Origin of the sequence: Mesonia algae (assembly GCF_003253545.1) — a bacterium.
Taxonomy (GTDB): Bacteria; Bacteroidota; Bacteroidia; order Flavobacteriales; family Flavobacteriaceae; genus Mesonia; species Mesonia algae.
On sequence record NZ_QKYV01000008.1, the window covers coordinates 87,960 to 105,287 of the forward strand.

The window sequence follows — 17,328 nt, forward strand, 5'->3', positions numbered from 1 at the left end:
AAATAAATTAAAATTATTACTTTTTATAAACAAGCTAAGGGCTTAAAGCCAATAGCTAAAAGCTGAAAAAATGAGTAAAGTAGGAGTTATCATGGGAAGTACGAGCGACCTCCCTATAATGCAAGAAGCAATAGATATTTTAAAAGGTTTTGATATCGAGGTAGAAGTTGATATTGTATCGGCTCACCGTACTCCCGATAAGCTTTTTGATTATGGTAAAAATGCTCACTTACGTGGAATTAAAGTTATAATTGCTGGCGCTGGTGGAGCAGCACATTTACCTGGAATGATTGCCTCGCTATCTCCGCTTCCAGTGGTTGGAGTACCCGTAAAATCTAGAAACTCTATAGATGGTTGGGATTCTGTGCTTTCAATTTTACAAATGCCTGGTGGTGTCCCTGTAGCTACCGTTGCTTTAGACGGCGCTAAAAATGCAGGTATTCTTGCCGCACAAATTATAGGCGCATCAGACAAGTGCGTACTAGATAAGATCTTATTTTACAAAGAAGGTTTAAAGCAAAAAGTGATAGAAGGAGCTAAAGATTTAAACAAGTAAACATATAAATTGTTACATTTAAGGTCTTTACTCGTCTAAGAGTAAAGACCTTTTTTTATGAAACAAACTACCTTCCTTTGCATTGCCTTTTTCTTTTCTGCTTCAATATACGCTCAAAACCTTAGCGGAACTTTGCTTTCTCAAAAATCCAATGAAACGATTCCTTATGCATCAGTTCAAATTGGAGAGAATTATGGTGTCATCACCAATAATGAAGGTGATTTTCAAATTAATGTAGATCGCTTTACTGGACAAGATTCTCTTTATTTTTCTTCTTTAGGCTATAAAGAAAAACGAATAGCAGTAAAAGATTTCCAGCAAGAGATGAAAATTTACCTTAGTGAAGATGTAAATCAGCTTGATGATGTTTATTTGGTTAATAAAAATCTTTCTTCTGAAGAGATTATGGAAAAGGTAAACGAAAATATCTCTCAAAATTATAACCTTCAACTCAAAAAATTCGATGTCTTTGTGCGTAACCAAACTATCTCTAAATTATTAGACACTGAATTTGAAGTTAACAAAGCTACATTCTTAGAGAAAAAAGTACGTAAAAAATTCAATCAAAGTATAGATAGCTTACTGAGTGTTAACAAAAATTCTTTGAATACCTCGTATACTGAAAGTTATACGCAAATCTTAACTGGCACCGAAAAAGACAGTCTAAAGGTGGCAGTTAAAAAAGCTACTCAGTTAAAAGATGAAAGTAAGGCAGGAAATGCAGAAGAATTTTCTTCGAAAGTTTTTAAAAAAATTGCCCAAAATTTAAATAGCGAGAATACTTTTAAAGTAAAATCTGGTATTCTTCCGTTAGAAGATTCTTTAAAAGTAGGTAAAGCTTTCAAAGTAAATGAGAAAAAGAAGGATTCTGTATTCACAAAAGATATAAAAGAAAGTTACGCTAGTAAGATAAACCGCAGTAAAAACTTAAACCCAGGTCGTTTTGATTTTGTAAAAGATTATGAAGATTACACATTTACGCAAAAAAAAATTACCGCTTATAATGGCGAAATGGTTTATATATTAAACTTTCAACCCGATAAAGGAAGAGCAAAATACAACGGAAGACTCTACATTTCTGCAGAAACTTTTGCCATTATCAAAGCAGAATATAAGTTAGAGGAGGGTAAAAAAGCTGCTGGTTTTAATATGAAATTCTTATTAGGAATCAAATTTTCTGTAGACAAAGATAATGGTTTGGTTATTTTTAAGCGTAATGCAGAAAATACTTATGATCCCGTTTATTTAAAAAGAAGCACGCATCAATATGTATACTTAAACCGAAGCTTAAAGTTTAAAGAAAACACCGATGATCGTTCTAACCGCATAAAATTTAAATTTGATTTATTAGTAGAAAATGAAACTACCGAAGATCAAGAAATATTATTTGTAAAGTCAGATTCTATTACCGAAAAAACCTTTGATTCTTTTGAAGAAAACAAAGGCATTCTCGTAGAAAAAATTAAAAATTATGATTCTTCTATTTGGGAAGGCTACAATATTATTTCTCCAGATCGTGAGTTGGAAGAGTTTAAGTATTAAAAAGATTTTCTAAAACGTAAATCCAACCTTAATACCTCCCCAATTTGCAACATCACCACCTTCAAATTCTGGTGTGGTGGTGGTTCTGGTATATTCAAAATAAAGGGTTTTGGTTTTTACGACAAGTCCAAAATTAACCTGTCCCGTTAGGCGTTTTACCTCACTAGAAGTAATGGTGTAAACACTATCGTTATTAAAAAGTCCGCCTTGCAGACTCGCATCGTAACCAATCAACTTTATAAGCGATTGTGCAAAAGCATATACTTCAAATTTATTTTTATTCTTTACGGAAGAAAATCCGTTATTGATAATTCCTAACATGGCATTTGCACCAATGGAAGCATTTGTGAATAGAGTTCCTAAATTAATTTCAGATTGTCCTTGCAAAGAGAAAAAATCGGCATACCTAAAAAACTGTTTCTCATAACCCAATTGGTAATTTAAAACCAAATCATTTTTAATTTGATTTCTCCACCCATACGGAATTTTATTTCCCGTAGCTTTATGAATACTTCGCTGCATTTCTTCGCCAAAAGCACCCGGACCTATAATTCCCAAACTTAAAGCAGAAACCAAACGCGATGAGTTGATGGTATCTTTTGCCACTAGGAAGCTTTTTAGCATAATAGCCGCTGCAAATGGGCGATCTCCAACTTGTATTTCTCTACTTTCATAATCATCTGGGGTAAACCCAATATGTTCTACCGCCAAACCATAAATCAATTGGTTATTTTTCGGTTGTAAAAAAAGAAAATTGGCTGGATTTTTCTTTAAGAATGGTAACACCAATTCTAACTGATATCCTTGAGTATAATTTTTATCCGCAGAAGCAAAATAATCATTATCATAATTGAACCTAAAATAGGAAGTGCTTTTTATTTCCCTAAACGAAGAAGTATGATCTATTTTTTGAGCATATGTTGAAAACCCCAACCCTATAATAAACGTAAATAAAATTGTTTTTACCATACTTTATTTACGCAAAACAACAGCATAGAGTTGTTAAATATAATAATTATTCTAGCACATTATTTATGAATAAATTAGTTAAATTAACTTCATTTTATTATCCTAACTTTTAGGATTGATATCCTACTTTGTACCTTTACATTCAATAAAAGAAAATAATTTATGACTCCAAATAATCCACTTTTGCAGCCTTTTGAGGAGGCTCCATTTTCAAAAATAAAAACCGAACACTACCAACCTGCGATAAAAGAAGCTATTGCTTTAGCTAATGCAGAAATTGATGCAATCACCGCTTCCGCGGAAGCGCCTACCTTTAAGAATACCATTGAAGCTTTAGAGAATAGTGGAGAAACCTTGAGTAGAGCTACCAGCATCTTTTTTAATATGAATTCGGCAGAAACCAATGATGAGATTCAGCAAATAGCACAAGAAGTATCTCCTTGGTTAAGTGAGTTTAGTAATGACCTTACTTTAAATGAAGAGTTGTTTAAACGCGTAAAAGCAGTTTATGAACAAAAAGACGGCTTAAACCTTTCGGTGGAAGAAAATAGATTATTAGAAAAGCATTACAAATCGTTTAGTCGAAATGGAGCCAACCTAAAAGAAGAAGATAAAAAGAAATTAAGAGAAATAGATACAGAGTTATCTAAACTGTCATTAACGTTTGGAGAACACGTTTTAGCCGAAACTAACAATTATGAAATGTTAGTGACCGACGAAAGCAAATTAGAAGGTTTACCAGAATCTGAAAAAGAAACCGCAGCACAGTTAGCAAAAGATAAAGGCAAAGAAGGTTTTATTTTCACCTTGCAGTATCCAAGTTATATTCCTTTTATGAAATACGTAAAAAATCGTGAACTTCGTAAAGAGCTTTCTATTGCTTTTGGAGCAAAAGGGTTTCAGGACAATAAATTTAACAATGAAGATATTGTTTTAAAAATCACCAATTTACGTCACCAACGCGCCAACTTATTAGGTTATAATACTCACGCAGACTTTGTTTTAGAAGAGCGAATGGCGAAAACACCCGAAAAAGTAAACGATTTTTTAGAAGAACTTTTAGAGAAAGCTAAACCCGCAGCAGAAAAAGAATTTAAAGAACTAACAGCTTTCGCTGAGGAGTTAGACAATATAGATCATCTCGAAAAATGGGATAGCGCTTATTATAGTGAAAAATTAAAGCAAAAGTTATTTGATGTAGATGACGAACAATTAAAGCCTTATTTTCAGTTAGAAAATGTAATCGATGGTGTATTTACAGTTGCTAATAAACTTTACGACTTACAATTTAAGGAAGTTCAAAACGTAGATAAATATCACGAAGAAGTGAAAACATACCGCGTTACAAATGTTAAAGGAGAAGAAGTCGCTTTATTTTACGCTGATTTTCACCCTAGAGAAGGAAAACGTGGAGGTGCTTGGATGACGGTTTATCGCGACCAACAAAAGAAAGATGGCAAGAATATACGTCCGCATATCTCGAATGTATGTAACTTTAGCAGAGCCACTTCAAAAAAACCAGCTTTATTGACATTTAATGAAGTAACCACTTTGTTCCACGAATTTGGTCACGCTTTGCACGGAATGTTAGCTGACACGACCTATACGAGTCTTTCAGGAGCTTCGGTATATTGGGATTTTGTAGAACTTCCTAGTCAGGTTTTAGAAAATTGGTGTTATGAGCCAGAAGCCTTGGCGCTTTTTGCAAAGCACTACGAGACGGGAGAGATTATTCCGAAAGAATTAATTGAAAAAATAAAGAAATCGGCTAACTTTCAAGAAGGAATGCAAACTTTAAGACAGCTCAGTTTTGGGATGTTAGATATGGCTTGGCACGGTATCGATCCATCTACGGTTAAAAATGTAAAAGAACACGAATCTAAAGCTTTTGAAAACACAAAATTATTTCCAGATGTTGCCGAGAATTGTATGAGCACTTCCTTTTCTCACATTTTCCAAGGCGGTTATTCTGCAGGTTATTATTCTTACAAATGGGCAGAAGTATTAGATGCCGATGCCTTTGCATACTTTAAAGAAGAAGGTATTTTTAATAAAGATGTGGCAACCAAATTTAAGGAACACGTATTGAGTCAAGGTGGAACAGAAGACCCTATGGTTTTATACACACGCTTTCGCGGAAAAAAACCTAACCCAGAAGCTTTGCTTAAACGAGCAGGTTTAATACATTAGCAGACTTTAAAAGAGTCCACCGTGAAAATAAAAAGCAAAAAAAGACTAGTTACCTATCTCAATATTTTAGATAGACCCATTAAATTTAGGCCTTTTTTATTTAATAGAATGTTTTTATTGTGGGCTCTTGTAGGTATTATTGGAGGACTTTCTGCCGGTATTTATTGGATTATTTTAGAGTTTCTCATCCATCAAATAACATTTTTTGAAGGTTGGTTAGTGATTCCCGTCATGGCTTTTAGTGGATTGCTCGCAGGTACAATTATTCATTTTATAGGTGACCCTGGAGAAATTGACCTTATTGTAAACAACATTCGTTTTAATAAGGGCAAATTGAACCCCAAAAACAATCCTTCGATGGTATTATCTTCCTTGCTTTGCGTTGCGTCTGGCGGGAGTTTAGGACCCGAAGCTCCTTTGGTACAAGTTACCGGTTCTACTGGTTCTTGGTTAGGTAAAATATGCCGATTAAAGGGCGAAGAATTACGCTCTCTTAGCATTGCAGGGATGGCATCTGGTTTTACCGCTTTATTTGGAGCACCCTTGGGAGGAAGCTTATTCTCGTTAGAAATTTTACATTATAAACACGCTGTAGAATATTATAGAGCTATCATTCCAGCTTTTGTTGCAAGTTGCTTTAGCTATATCATTTTTGCGTTGATTGTACATTTGGGTCTTGGTCCCATTTGGGATTTACCTATCTATGAAATGAGCAATTTATTTGACTTTGGATATGCTATCCTCTTTGCGTGTTTTGCCGCCTGCGTTGGTTGGTTGTTTATCATATGTACTAGATCTTTAAAGCAACTTTTTAAAAAAATTAATTCGCCTATTTATATAAAAACACTTTTAGGCGGAATTATTCTAGGAGTCATTGCTTATTATTTTCCGCTTACCAGATATTTTGGACATCATGAAATTAATGAGCTTATTTTTAGGGACTCAACTCTTTACTTTCTAATAGCTATTTTAATTTTTAAAATTCTAGCTATTTCGGTAACGGTAACGTCGGGTTGGCGTGGAGGATTTATTATCCCATTATTTTTTGTAGGTGCTACTCTAGGTCTAATTCTGCATCATTTTTTTCCAAACATTAATTTAGCACTTACCATTATAAGCTGTATGGCAGCTATTAACTCATGTGTAACCCGAACACCGATGAGTACTACAATTTTATTAGCAACTTTAACTGGCTTTGATTATCTAGTCCCTATTTTATTTGCTAGCCTTACAGGGTATTTTTTAGCTCCAAGAATTCCATTTATAAGTTCTCAAATGAAAGCTAAATAATTTTTTAGACGATATATAATTAAAGCTTTCGCGGAATAAAAAACCGATTAGTACAAAAACTAATCGGTTTTTTATTAGGGTAAATTTAATTCCGCTTAAAGCGAAATCATTTTATTTTTTAATCCAATCTAGAATCTTTTTCTCAACTTATAAAGGATTGTTGCTATTTGAGTCTCTTGCAAGTTCTACTTCATCCTCCTTTTCTCCAATTTTTGAATCGAAATAATATAATGATTCTGAAGTTGCTTTAGTTCCGCCTGCAATTTTCAACTGATCCATAATTTCTAACACCATAGCTTCTTCCTCAATTTGTTCTTTTACAAACCACTGACCAAAATTCCAAGTGGCCCAATCTTTTTCCTCTTGAGCTAGTGAAACAATTTCATAAATAGCATTGGTATTATCAATTTCGTGCTGAAAAATCTTTTCAAAACAGTCTTGAATATTTTTAGGATCTTCTGATGGTGCTTTTACTGCTCCAATTTTTGGTCTGCCACCACGTTCCATAATATATCCCATTACTTTAGTCATATGATCGCGTTCTTCTTGAGAGTGTCTAAATAAGAAATTAGCTACTCCGCCATAACCTTCGCTATCTGCCCAAGCTCCATACGCTAAGTAAACCTGAGAAGCATTCGCCTCTTTTTCTAACTGTTTATTTAGAATATTTTCTATTTTCTTTGATAGTCTGTTCGTTTCCATTATTTAGTTTTTTACTAATTTATAAAAACATAACTCCTTAAGACTTGCTCTTCAAAAACTTTTAACAAAGAAAAATTGATCTTATTTTACCTTTTTAGGGTTTTGTTTTACAAAGGCTTCCCAACCCGTATAGCTCTTTCCCACTTCTACTCTACCTTGATTGTAAAAGTGACAAACTGCTGCAGCTAAACCATCTGTAGAATCTAAATTTTTAGGTAAAGATTTTAGTTTTAATGTACTTTGAAGCATTCTAGCAACCTGTTCTTTACTAGCATTTCCGCTCCCTGTTATAGCCATTTTTATTTTTTTAGGAGAATATTCGGTTACAGGAATATCTCTGCTTAATCCTGCAGCCATAGCTACACCTTGCGCTCTTCCTAGTTTTAGCATCGACTGCACATTTTTCCCGAAGAAAGGAGCTTCAATCGCGATTTCATCGGGATAGTAAGTATCTATTAGCTCGATGGTTCGCTCAAAAATAAGCTTCAGTTTAACGTAATGGTCATCGTATTTTTTTAGCATGAGCTCATTAAGCTGTAAAAACTCCATTTGTTTACCTACCACTTTTATAAGTCCGAATCCCATAATGGTGGTTCCTGGATCTATTCCTAAAATAATTTTTTCTGTTTTTAAACTCAATGTCTCTCTCCTAATTAATTATGTTAACTTCTAACAAAGCTAAACAATTGTTTTTAGTACTTCTTTGTATTGTGTATTTAAACCCTATTTTTGACATACATTTATTGCATCACTATGTTAATTATTGTCCTTATCATTTTATTGGCTTACATCTCTATTATGGTTTGGCTTTTTTTAGGCATAAAAAAACTACAATTTAGTAGAGTTAAATCTCTTACTGCTACTTCTAGTTTTAGTATTTGCATTCCGTTTAGAAATGAAGAGTTATACGTAGAGAATTTACTCTATTCCTTAAAAAATATAGATTATCCCACACATCTATATGAAATTATTTTAGTGAATGATTTCTCTTCAGATGCTTCCGTAGCGATTTGCAAAAGCTTTTTAGAAGTACATCCTTATGTAAATGCTCAAATTATTCACGCTCAAAATCCTCACAGTACTTCACCAAAAAAAGAAGCATTATTACAAGCTATAAAATTAAGTACTAAAGAATATATAATTACCACCGATGCCGATTGTGAAGTTTCGCCAAAATGGTTACAAGGATTCAACAATAAAATAAAAGAAAACCAAGCCGATTTCATAGCCGGTCCCGTAAGTTATTTTTCTACTAAAAACTTTCTTAATTATTTTCAACGCTTAGACTTTCTAAGTTTACAAGCCGCGACCTTGGGCGGGTTTGGACAGCGTCATCCTTTTTTGTGCAATGGAGCCAATTTATGTTATAAAAAAGATACTTTTTTTAATGTAAATGCTTTTGCCGGAAACCACCATATAGCAAGTGGAGATGATATTTTTTTGCTAGAAAAAATGATTGAAAACAAAAAAAATATTCAATATGTCGCTTCCGCGGAAGCGATGGTGTTTACCCACGCTACAAAAAGCTGGAAAGCATTATTTTTACAGCGACTGCGCTGGGCTTCCAAAACTACAGCTTCTAAAAGCGTTTACAGTAAAAGCATAGGTGTTGTCATCTTTTTAGCTAATGCGGGCTTGGTAATAATGGGAATCCTTTGCATTTTTAAGTCGGCCTATTTGTTATTCTTTTTTGAATATTTATTCATCAAAATGATTATCGATTTTGTTGTTTTAATAAAAGTGGCGGACTTATTTAAATTATCTATTTTAAAAAAAGATTACCTCTACGTTTCTTTTATCTATCCTATATTTATCGCTGCAACAGCTATTTTATCATTGTTTAAAAGCTATTCTTGGAAAGAAAGAACATTTAAAAAATAATAGATGATTCTAACTTAACTTAGCTAATTATTACTAAATTTGAGAAACACACTACCCAATATGAAACCATTTTTTACTCTTTTAATAGCTTTATTTTTATTTAATTTATCGAACGCTCAAGAAAATTATTCTTACCAAGGAAAAGAATATTCACTTATAAAAACGGTAGATGGAGAGCTCGATTTATTGTATAATATTATTGATGGCGAGTATCGTTATTTCATTTCTAGAAATGAGAATTTAGAAGAGCTTATCAATACAAAGGAAAATGGGAAATATGCAGAGCAATATAAAACTACCTTACAAACCTTTACCAATGATGAAAATATCTCTACACAGCGTGTAAATCTTACGTTATCGAGTTTACAAGAGTTCATTATTACATACAATACATTAAAGGACGACGATTTTGAGGACCCTAGAAAACAAATTAGTGTCAACTCACGTTTGGGCTTCTTTGGCGGGATTACCAATTTAGTATATACCGCAAATCCCGGAAATGAAACAGCTCCTCTTCTTGGTGCAGAATGGGAAATTTACAGTGATGAAACTTTAAAAAGACATTCAGCTTTTGTACAGTTTAGATATGTTTTTGAATCGGAAGAATATAAATATTCAGAAGCGCAGATTTCTCTTAATTACCGTTTTAAAATTATTAATTTAAGTGATTTTCATTTTTACGTTGACACGGAATTTATCAATCTTAATTTTTACAATGAAAACTATATTATCATAGACACTGAAAACCCTTTGAATAACGAAGAAATTAATAGGAAAGATAGTGAACTTAATTTCCCTATAAGTTTTGGAGCTGGAGTCGCGTATAAAATTACTCCCCACGGTTTTTTAACCTTTAGTTATAACGATGTGGTTTCTCTTGCTGAAGATACTAATGGAGAATTCCCTATAGATTTTACTTTAGGGTATAAGTTTAAAATGTAATTTTTTACTCAGACTGAATAGTTAACGGCAATTGAAAACTTGTATTTACAGGAATTCCTCGTTTTTGAGCGGGATAAGTTTTAGGTAAATTGGTTACTGCTTTTTCTAACCAACTCTCAAATTCTGGTAATTGTGCCTTTAAATGTTCAGAAGCTTTCAAAGAGGCTATTTTTACCTCTCCTTTAGCTGAAACTCCTATCACCACCATTACCTTTTCATGAAGATTATCTTGTAAAACAACTTGATGAGTTTCTAAATTTTCATAAATGATTTGAGTAAGTCTTTGCTCAAAACAACGTTTTTGTTTTGCTTTTTCGTCACACTTTTCACATTCAGGAAAACTAGGATAAGTTTCCACATCATTCCAATTGATGTGCTTTAGTTCTTCTGCTGCAATTTCATCAGAAAAAACCTTCTTAGTTTCCATTTGTTGGCAACCTAAAAGAGAAAAAAATAAAAATACCCACGTAATCTTATACATAGGGTAAATGTAAGTAAATCAGCTAAAAAACAAAGAATAGATGTTAAAATTCTTAATCTACTTTTTTAGATAGATGTTGTTCTTCTTTTAAATCTTTAATTCTTCTATTTGCTAATTCTACAAAGGATTGAGCTCCACTATGGTTCTTAAATTTCTTTACAAATAATTCATAATAAGAAAGGCGTGTATTTAAATCGGCATAATAATTATCGGCTGCTATCGCCAACTCAAACTGACTTCTCATTTTATTGGGTTCTTCCTCTAAAGCTAAATTAAAGTAATAAATAGCTTTTTTATAATCCTCTTTACCCTTATAAGTTAAACCTAAAGATTGGTAAGATTCATCTAGTTTGGGTTTACTTAACAACAAAGCCATAAGTAAATGTTTCTCTGCTTTGGCTAAATTCTCTCTATGCAAATATAACTTTCCCACATATAAATGAGCTGAAGCGTTTTCTGAATTCAATTTTAAAGCATTCAAATAAGCACCAATGGCAGGATTAACAAAACCCTCTTGGTAATAACACATACCTAGTTTTTCAAATACATTTTCAGATGTATATCCCAAACTAATAATTTTTTCATAATGCTTTAAAGCGGAAGAATAATTACGCTGGGTATAGGCATTTAGAGCTGAAAGCAATTGCATTTTTATATTCCTAGGATTATTCTCTAGCCCTCTTAGCGTAAGTTCTTCGGCTTTTTTGAAGTTTTTTTGACTGTAATAATAAGAGGCTAATTGATACAAAGCATGCTGATGAGAAACATCGTATTTTAAACTTTTTTCAAAATATAGATAAGCCTCAGAATCTTTTAAATTTTGTTTTATTAATCCCAATTGATAATAAAAATCTGGATTTTGAGGATATTGCTGAATTAAATCCGTGTAAACACTATCTGCTTTTTGATACTGAAAAGTCCGCCTCAACAATTTACCATAATTAGCTTTTGCAACCACTAAATTAGAATTTTGCTGAATCGCTTGTTGATAAGCTACAAGTGCTGCATTTAAATTCCCCCTAGCGTTTTGAGCCGAGGCTATTTTTTGATATACACTGGCCAAAATATTTTCTTGCGCCTCATAGACTTGAATCGCTTTTTGAAAATCGCCCACGCTATATAAACTATCGGCTAAAGCAAGGGTCGAAGTTTGTGCTTCGACCCGCTGAAAAATTCCTATCAAAATAATTAAACTCAATATTCTTAACATCTAGTCAATTTTAAAAATAATGGGCAAACTATATAAAACATTGACTGGTTGACTGTTTTGTATTCCTGGTTGCATTTTTGGTAGACTATTTACTACACGCTCTGCTTCTTCTTGTAATTTTGGATGCGGAGCTCTCGCCTGTACATCTTTTATACTACCATCCTTGGCAATAACAAATCGTACATAAACCCTATTTTCTCCAGTCAAACCAAGTTTTTTCCCTAAACCAACATCAAAATTATTATTTACAAAATCTTTTATTTTATCACTAAAACATTGTTTTCTTATTGTATTATTAGATTCTTCATCACAACCAGGATAAGTAGGTACCGTTTCTATAGCTGAAAAAGGAACACCTTCTTCATGAGTTGCTGGCGGAGGTGGTGGTGGAAGAAGTGCATTTTTGGTATACTTTCTAAATTCCAAATACTCATCATATGGTATAATTTCAAAATCTTCAATTTTTTTATCACTATCAACACTATTATTATAATCCTGATAAGTATATTTCATATAAAGCATACTCCTATAATAATTTTCCCGTGAAGGTGTGCTTTTATGAATATTAACATCATAAAACTCTTTAGCTATTTCTTTAGTAGTCTTACCATCATTTTTCATTCTCACTAACTCTTCCTGAAGCTCATTTACTAACTGAGCATCTTCTTGAGATAAATTAGCTGGAGGAGCTGGCGGCGGCGGTGGGTCTGGAAGCTCCGATTGATTGGTTTCTACAGTTTCTTTATTTTCTGTACATGACACATAAGTGAGCATGGCTGCAATTAGAGGCAAAATAATTAAATACTTTAGCTTTGCTTGCGCAGCTGATTTTGATTTTTGTAACATAACGATTCGTTTTTTGATTAATGAATGATTAAAAAATTGATTGATGAATGATATTTGATGAGTCCCAAAAGCTACATTAAGTAGACTTTGGTAGTAATTAATTTTTGATGTATTCTGGGTAACGTGTTCGTCGGCTATAAATTCATGCAGACTTGTTATTTGTTTTTGGTAAGCAAATACCGCAGGATGAAACCAAAACAAGAGTTTTAAAATTTCAAAAAACAATAAATCAAGACTATGATTTTGCGTTACGTGAACCCATTCGTGCTGCAAAATATGTTGTCTTTCTTTTTCCTTAATCTCACTACCTATAAATATTTGATTGTAGAAGGTACAGGCAATTCTGCTGTTTTTTATTTCGCTATAAAAAATACCGTCTTGTTGTTTTAGGATTCCACTTTGCTTAAATTTTCTAAACTGATTCCATTTTTTTATCAGAAGTAAGAAAGCGATGCTAAAACCAATTCCGTAAAGAATTAAAAAACCATTTTGCCATAATATTTGGGTCCAATTAATCCCTTCTAAATTATGGGTCACGGCTTGAGTTTCTTCGGCTGCGACCGCAAAATCACCTAATAAAACGGGTGGTAAATTAATATATGCTGTCCCTGTTGAGTCTTTTGGTCTTAAAAAATCTAAGGTTATGAATGGCAACAGCAAGGCTAAACACGGCGTTAATAGTAAATAGAGGCGATTGTAGTCAAAAAAAGTTTCCTTTTTTAAAAACAATAGGTAAGCCACATAAAAGACCGCTAAGAATAAACTGAATTGTACTATATATAATCCCATCTTATTGTTTTTTATTAATTTCTTTTAAAATCTCCTCCAGTTCTGCGGTGCTCATATCATTTTTCTTTACAAAAAAGGAAAGCATACTCTTCATAGAGCCATCAAAATAATTATTCATAAGCTTGGTCATAGAAAATTTGCTGTAACTATCTTTTTTAACCAACGGAAAATAATGATGCCCTCTCCCTACTTTTTTATACCCCACAAAACCTTTACTTTCTAAAATTCTTACAATCGTAGAAACTGTGTTATAAGCGGGTTTTGGTTTTGGCATCTCCTCTATAATAGATGCCACATTCGCTTCTTCTAATTTCCATAGTTGTTGCATTACCTCTTCTTCAGCCTTGGTCAATTCTTTCATATAGCAGTTTTTTCTTAAAAAGTTATTTTTAATTCAGTAAAAAATATACCTTTCTGATTCATTCAAATTATAATGAATATTCAAATATAACTAAATTTTTAGTTTAAACTAATTTCTTAGTTGATAATTTAATCATGGATTTAATTTTACTTCTTCTTGGGTTTATTTTATGTGTAGTAGGAATCGTAGGAACTTTTCTTCCTGCTTTACCCGGTATTTCATTAAGTTGGTTAGGTATTTTGATGATCTACCTTACCTCTGTAGTAGAAATTAATTATGTCTTGTTAACGATAACTTTTATAATTGCTATTTTAATCATCGTCTTAGATTATGTCATTCCTGCTGCAGGAACCAAAAGATTTGGAGGAAGTAAAGCCGCAGCAATCGGCACCACTGTGGGGCTTATTGTTGGTATCCTCGCTCCTATACCATTCGGTTTTCTTATTGGTCCGTTTCTAGGTGCATTTCTAGGCGAAATTATCTTTAATAAACAAAGCAATACTCAAAAAGCACTTCGAGCAGCTACAGGATCTTTTTTAGGATTTTTAGCCTCTACCTTTGTCAGTTTCTTTACTGCCTGCGTATATTTGGGGATATTTATTACAATTTTCATTAAAAACTTCCAATCCTTTTTTTAATATGACACATCAGGAAATTGCAGCCATTTTATTACAAGCCGAAATTACTCAAAAAGCTTGCGATCCCATTCGTAGCCATTTAAAAGAACTCGATTTGGAGTCTGCCTATAAAATTCAAAAAATAAATGTAGATCAGAAAATAGCTAAAGGCGGAATTGAGATTGGTAAAAAAATTGGACTTACTTCTTTTAAAGTACAAGAACAGTTAGGAGTAGATCAACCCGATTTTGGAGTTTTGCTTCAGCATATGCAATTTCAACAAGGTGAAAATCTCGCTTTCGCGGAATTGATGCAACCCAAAGCTGAAGCTGAAATTGCTTTTATTTTAAAGGAAGATTTAAAAGGCAAAAATATCACTATTGAAGATGTGATTTTGGCGACAGATTACATCACGTCTGCCATAGAAATTGTAGGGAGTAGGATTAAAGATTGGAACATTAAGATAACCGATACCATTGCAGATAACGCCTCTTCGAGTCATTTTATATTAGGAACAAAAAAAGCTAACGTTCAAGAGATTGATTTAGAAAATAATAAAATGCAGCTCTTTGTGAACGATCAATTGGTATCTGAAGGAGATGGGACTTCTTGCATGGGCAATCCCTTAAATTCGGTAGTTTGGTTAGCTAATAAAATGAATGATTTAGGCAATCCACTTAAAAAAGGAGAAATTATCCTTTCTGGAGCATTGGGACCCATGGTAAACCTAAACCCTTCCGATAAGGTTAAAGCAAGCATTGAAGGCTTGGGAAATATTGATTTTCTAGTGGATTAAATCAATAAATTTTATAACCAAGTTACTTTATCATCTATAGGTTGACGATTTCCTTTTGAAATTTGTCCCTCAAAATTTCCTACATAAAAAAAGCCTAAACACTTTTCTTCTTTTTTCATAGGAAGAAATTTAGGCATCTGTTCTATTAAGGATGGTGAACTCCAGTACCCGCCTAAACCTAGTTCAGTTGTCATTAACCACATATTTTGAACCGCCATGGCGGTTGCGGCTATTTCTTCCCATTCAGGAACTCTTTCTTTTTCATCTCGATGCATACAAATCACGATCACGTGACTTGCTTGAGCTGGTTTAGATTTAATTTTTTCATATTTAAACTCAGAAAATGCCTCGGCACTTTCTTTGTAAGCCTTTGCTAAAAAATCACCTAACTCCCTTAGTTTATCATCAGTTATGACATAGAATCGCCATGGTTCAGTTTTTCGATGACTCGGAGCCCAATTGGCAGCTTCTAACAGCTGATTTATTTGTTCTTTTGTTACTTTATCAGAAGTATATTGTGCAGGAAAAACAGATCTTCTTTCCTTTATAGTTTTTAAAATCATCCTAATTAAATATCTTTTTAATTACATTAGAAATTCTATTTCGATCTTCATCAGTCAAATTCGATCCAGAAGGCAAACATAAGCCTTCATTAAATAAAGATTCAGCTACATTTCCTCCATAATAAGGGGAATCTTTAAAAATGGGTTGCATATGCATAGGTTTCCATAAAGGCCTACATTCTATATTTTCTTTTTCAAAAGCCAACCTTAAATCTTCTCGAGTAATTCCATTTGTCAATTCTGGATTTACCTTAATAGCACTTAACCAATGATTCGAATAGAAATCAGCATTGGGTTCTTCGAAAACTTGAATTCCTTCAATTGAAGCAAATAGATCTTTATAAAAGAAATGCATTTTTCTACGTAATGCAATGTGCTCTTCAAGAACTTCCATTTGCCCTCTACCAATTCCCGCTGAAATATTACTTAACCTATAATTATAACCAATATGACTATGTTGATAGTGAGGAGCGTCATCTCTAGACTGAGTGGCATAAAACACAGCTTTTTTCTTTGTTTCCTCGGAAGAACAAACCAATGCTCCTCCTCCACTTGTGGTAATTATTTTATTTCCATTAAAAGATAAAATACCAAAGTTGGAGAAAGTTCCACATTTTTGATTTTTATATGTAGATCCCAACGCTTCTGCAGCATCTTCAATTACTGGAATATCATACTGTGTGGAAAGTTCCATAATATCATCCATTAAAGCAGGCATTCCATACAAGTGAACTACAATAATAGCTTTTGGTTTTTTTCCTAGTTCAATTCTAGTCTCTATCGCCTTTTTTAAAGCAATAGGACACATATTCCAGGTTTGTTTTTCACTATCAATAAATACGGGTTTCGCTCCTTGATAAGTAATTGGATTAGCTGAAGCGGAAAACGTAAAAGATTGGCAGACTACTTCATCTCCTAAACCAACACCTAATTGAATTAATGCTAAATGAATTGCTGCAGTTCCACTACTTAATGCCGCTACTTCTTTACCATTTCCTATAAAATCTTTTAAATCCTGTTCAAAACCATTTACATTAGGGCCTAGAGGCGCAATCCAATTTTCATCAAAAGCGGTATTAATATATTTAATTTCGTTTCCGCCCATATGCGGAGAAGACAACCAAATTTTAGATAAATTCATTACTGAAGTATTATAGATCTGAAGAGTAAATTTATTCTATTTCTTTTAGAATAAATCATAAGAATAAGATTTAATTTACTTTTAAAAAAAGAGTAAAAAAAAACCCTCCACTTGTATCAAGTGAAGGGTTTATAAACTTACCATTTGGTAAGTAAAAAAGGCGGCGACATACTCTCCCACAATTAGCAGTACCATCTGCGCTAACGGGCTTAACTTCTCTGTTCGGAATGGGAAGAGGTGAGCCCCGTTGCCATAACCACCTTAAATCGGTGATAACTGTTCTTCTATTAAAAAAAACAACCATCTAATAAGTTAACATATTGAAAAAATAAATAATACTTTGAGGGTAAATATACATAGCAATAGGATTTCACCTCCCCCGGTTGCCCGGGGGAAGAGTACATAAGCTATACGGGTTATTAGTACTACTTGGCTATGACATTACTGCCTTT

At 33.1% G+C, this 17,328-nt stretch carries 17 protein-coding genes and 1 rRNA gene; 8 read left to right on the forward strand and 10 right to left on the reverse strand.

Features of this window, described 5'->3' with window-relative positions; translation table 11 throughout:
• Positions 1 to 70 precede the first annotated feature (70 nt).
• Together purE and LX95_RS13115 are read left to right on the forward strand one after the other, a co-directional pair.
• Entirely contained in the window at positions 71 to 556 is a 486-nt protein-coding gene (gene purE, locus LX95_RS13110; RefSeq protein ID WP_111541916.1) for a 5-(carboxyamino)imidazole ribonucleotide mutase, read from the forward strand.
• Between the two features lie 57 nt (positions 557 to 613).
• Complete coding sequence (locus LX95_RS13115) at positions 614 to 2,098, forward strand: carboxypeptidase-like regulatory domain-containing protein (RefSeq protein ID WP_111541917.1); 1,485 nt, start codon at positions 614 to 616, stop codon at positions 2,096 to 2,098.
• A 9-nt stretch (positions 2,099 to 2,107) separates the two neighbouring features.
• Here LX95_RS13115 and LX95_RS13120 read toward each other — a convergent pair whose 3' ends face one another.
• Complete coding sequence (locus LX95_RS13120) at positions 2,108 to 3,067, reverse strand: lipid A deacylase LpxR family protein (protein WP_111541918.1); 960 nt, start codon at positions 3,065 to 3,067, stop codon at positions 2,108 to 2,110.
• A 162-nt stretch (positions 3,068 to 3,229) separates the two neighbouring features.
• Between LX95_RS13120 and LX95_RS13125 the strand changes: the two genes are divergently transcribed.
• Both LX95_RS13125 and LX95_RS13130 read left to right on the forward strand, forming a co-directional pair.
• Entirely contained in the window at positions 3,230 to 5,257 is a 2,028-nt protein-coding gene (locus tag LX95_RS13125) for a M3 family metallopeptidase (protein WP_111541919.1), read from the forward strand.
• A gap of 21 nt (positions 5,258 to 5,278) precedes the next feature.
• On the forward strand, positions 5,279 to 6,547 hold the full coding sequence (locus LX95_RS13130; RefSeq protein ID WP_111541920.1) for a chloride channel protein: 1,269 nt from the start codon (positions 5,279 to 5,281) through the stop codon (positions 6,545 to 6,547).
• Between the two features lie 147 nt (positions 6,548 to 6,694).
• Here the strand turns inward: LX95_RS13130 and LX95_RS13135 are convergent, their stop codons facing one another.
• Both LX95_RS13135 and ruvC read right to left on the reverse strand, forming a co-directional pair.
• Positions 6,695 to 7,249 carry a ferritin gene (locus tag LX95_RS13135; RefSeq protein WP_111541921.1) on the reverse strand — a complete coding sequence of 185 codons (555 nt, stop codon included), beginning with the start codon at positions 7,247 to 7,249 and terminating at the stop codon, positions 6,695 to 6,697.
• An 81-nt stretch (positions 7,250 to 7,330) separates the two neighbouring features.
• Positions 7,331 to 7,888, reverse strand: coding sequence for a crossover junction endodeoxyribonuclease RuvC (gene ruvC / locus LX95_RS13140; RefSeq protein WP_111541922.1), 558 nt, complete (start codon positions 7,886 to 7,888; stop codon positions 7,331 to 7,333).
• 90 nt (positions 7,889 to 7,978) lie between these two features.
• Here ruvC and LX95_RS13145 point away from each other — a divergent pair, with 90 nt between their 5' ends.
• Positions 7,979 to 9,130, forward strand: a complete 1,152-nt coding sequence (locus LX95_RS13145; protein WP_146240793.1) for a glycosyltransferase — start codon at positions 7,979 to 7,981, stop codon at positions 9,128 to 9,130.
• Between the two features lie 60 nt (positions 9,131 to 9,190).
• Positions 9,191 to 10,072 (forward strand): hypothetical protein, encoded by an 882-nt coding sequence (locus tag LX95_RS13150; protein WP_111541924.1) that lies wholly within the window; start codon positions 9,191 to 9,193, stop codon positions 10,070 to 10,072.
• A gap of 4 nt (positions 10,073 to 10,076) precedes the next feature.
• Here LX95_RS13150 and LX95_RS13155 read toward each other — a convergent pair whose 3' ends face one another.
• From LX95_RS13155 to LX95_RS13170, 4 genes are read right to left on the reverse strand one after another with little or no spacing between them, the layout of a single operon-like run.
• Positions 10,077 to 10,553: a hypothetical protein gene (locus tag LX95_RS13155; protein WP_211307659.1), complete on the reverse strand. Its 477-nt coding sequence runs from the start codon at positions 10,551 to 10,553 to the stop codon at positions 10,077 to 10,079.
• Between the two features lie 52 nt (positions 10,554 to 10,605).
• Positions 10,606 to 11,763 carry a tetratricopeptide repeat protein gene (locus LX95_RS13160; protein WP_111541926.1) on the reverse strand — a complete coding sequence of 386 codons (1,158 nt, stop codon included), beginning with the start codon at positions 11,761 to 11,763 and terminating at the stop codon, positions 10,606 to 10,608.
• Complete coding sequence (locus LX95_RS13165) at positions 11,764 to 13,398, reverse strand: M56 family metallopeptidase (RefSeq protein WP_111541927.1); 1,635 nt, start codon at positions 13,396 to 13,398, stop codon at positions 11,764 to 11,766.
• Position 13,399: 1 nt separating this feature from the next.
• Positions 13,400 to 13,759, reverse strand: coding sequence for a BlaI/MecI/CopY family transcriptional regulator (locus LX95_RS13170; protein ID WP_111541928.1), 360 nt, complete (start codon positions 13,757 to 13,759; stop codon positions 13,400 to 13,402).
• A 134-nt stretch (positions 13,760 to 13,893) separates the two neighbouring features.
• Here LX95_RS13170 and LX95_RS13175 point away from each other — a divergent pair, with 134 nt between their 5' ends.
• Positions 13,894 to 14,397, forward strand: a complete 504-nt coding sequence (locus LX95_RS13175) for a DUF456 domain-containing protein (RefSeq protein ID WP_111541929.1) — start codon at positions 13,894 to 13,896, stop codon at positions 14,395 to 14,397.
• 1 nt (position 14,398) lies between these two features.
• Positions 14,399 to 15,172, forward strand: a complete 774-nt coding sequence (locus LX95_RS13180; RefSeq protein WP_111541930.1) for a 2-keto-4-pentenoate hydratase — start codon at positions 14,399 to 14,401, stop codon at positions 15,170 to 15,172.
• An 11-nt stretch (positions 15,173 to 15,183) separates the two neighbouring features.
• Here LX95_RS13180 and LX95_RS13185 read toward each other — a convergent pair whose 3' ends face one another.
• The 3 genes from LX95_RS13185 to rrf all read right to left on the reverse strand — a co-directional run bounded on the left by LX95_RS13185 (position 15,184) and on the right by rrf (position 17,140).
• Positions 15,184 to 15,735, reverse strand: a complete 552-nt coding sequence (locus tag LX95_RS13185; RefSeq protein ID WP_111541931.1) for a nitroreductase family protein — start codon at positions 15,733 to 15,735, stop codon at positions 15,184 to 15,186.
• Position 15,736: 1 nt separating this feature from the next.
• Positions 15,737 to 16,876: a DegT/DnrJ/EryC1/StrS family aminotransferase gene (locus LX95_RS13190; RefSeq protein WP_111541932.1), complete on the reverse strand. Its 1,140-nt coding sequence runs from the start codon at positions 16,874 to 16,876 to the stop codon at positions 15,737 to 15,739.
• A gap of 155 nt (positions 16,877 to 17,031) precedes the next feature.
• Positions 17,032 to 17,140: ribosomal RNA gene (rrf, locus tag LX95_RS13195) — 5S ribosomal RNA — on the reverse strand.
• Between the last annotated feature and the right edge of the window lie 188 nt (positions 17,141 to 17,328).

Bases quoted from the DNA above. Each gene is read 5' to 3' on its own strand.
- LX95_RS13170 (WP_111541928.1), bottom strand. From the start codon at position 13,759: ATGAAAGAATTGACCAAGGCTGAAGAAGAGGTAATGCAACAACTATGG.
- LX95_RS13150 (WP_111541924.1), top strand. From the start codon at position 9,191: ATGAAACCATTTTTTACTCTTTTAATAGCTTTATTTTTATTTAATTTA.
- LX95_RS13120 (WP_111541918.1), bottom strand. From the start codon at position 3,067: ATGGTAAAAACAATTTTATTTACGTTTATTATAGGGTTGGGGTTTTCA.
- LX95_RS13155 (WP_211307659.1), bottom strand. From the start codon at position 10,553: ATGTATAAGATTACGTGGGTATTTTTATTTTTTTCTCTTTTAGGTTGC.
- LX95_RS13190 (WP_111541932.1), bottom strand. From the start codon at position 16,876: ATGAATTTATCTAAAATTTGGTTGTCTTCTCCGCATATGGGCGGAAAC.
- LX95_RS13185 (WP_111541931.1), bottom strand. From the start codon at position 15,735: ATGATTTTAAAAACTATAAAGGAAAGAAGATCTGTTTTTCCTGCACAA.
- LX95_RS13180 (WP_111541930.1), top strand. From the start codon at position 14,399: ATGACACATCAGGAAATTGCAGCCATTTTATTACAAGCCGAAATTACT.
- LX95_RS13115 (WP_111541917.1), top strand. From the start codon at position 614: ATGAAACAAACTACCTTCCTTTGCATTGCCTTTTTCTTTTCTGCTTCA.
- LX95_RS13135 (WP_111541921.1), bottom strand. From the start codon at position 7,249: ATGGAAACGAACAGACTATCAAAGAAAATAGAAAATATTCTAAATAAA.
- LX95_RS13125 (WP_111541919.1), top strand. From the start codon at position 3,230: ATGACTCCAAATAATCCACTTTTGCAGCCTTTTGAGGAGGCTCCATTT.
- LX95_RS13160 (WP_111541926.1), bottom strand. From the start codon at position 11,763: ATGTTAAGAATATTGAGTTTAATTATTTTGATAGGAATTTTTCAGCGG.
- purE (WP_111541916.1), top strand. From the start codon at position 71: ATGAGTAAAGTAGGAGTTATCATGGGAAGTACGAGCGACCTCCCTATA.
- LX95_RS13165 (WP_111541927.1), bottom strand. From the start codon at position 13,398: ATGGGATTATATATAGTACAATTCAGTTTATTCTTAGCGGTCTTTTAT.
- LX95_RS13175 (WP_111541929.1), top strand. From the start codon at position 13,894: ATGGATTTAATTTTACTTCTTCTTGGGTTTATTTTATGTGTAGTAGGA.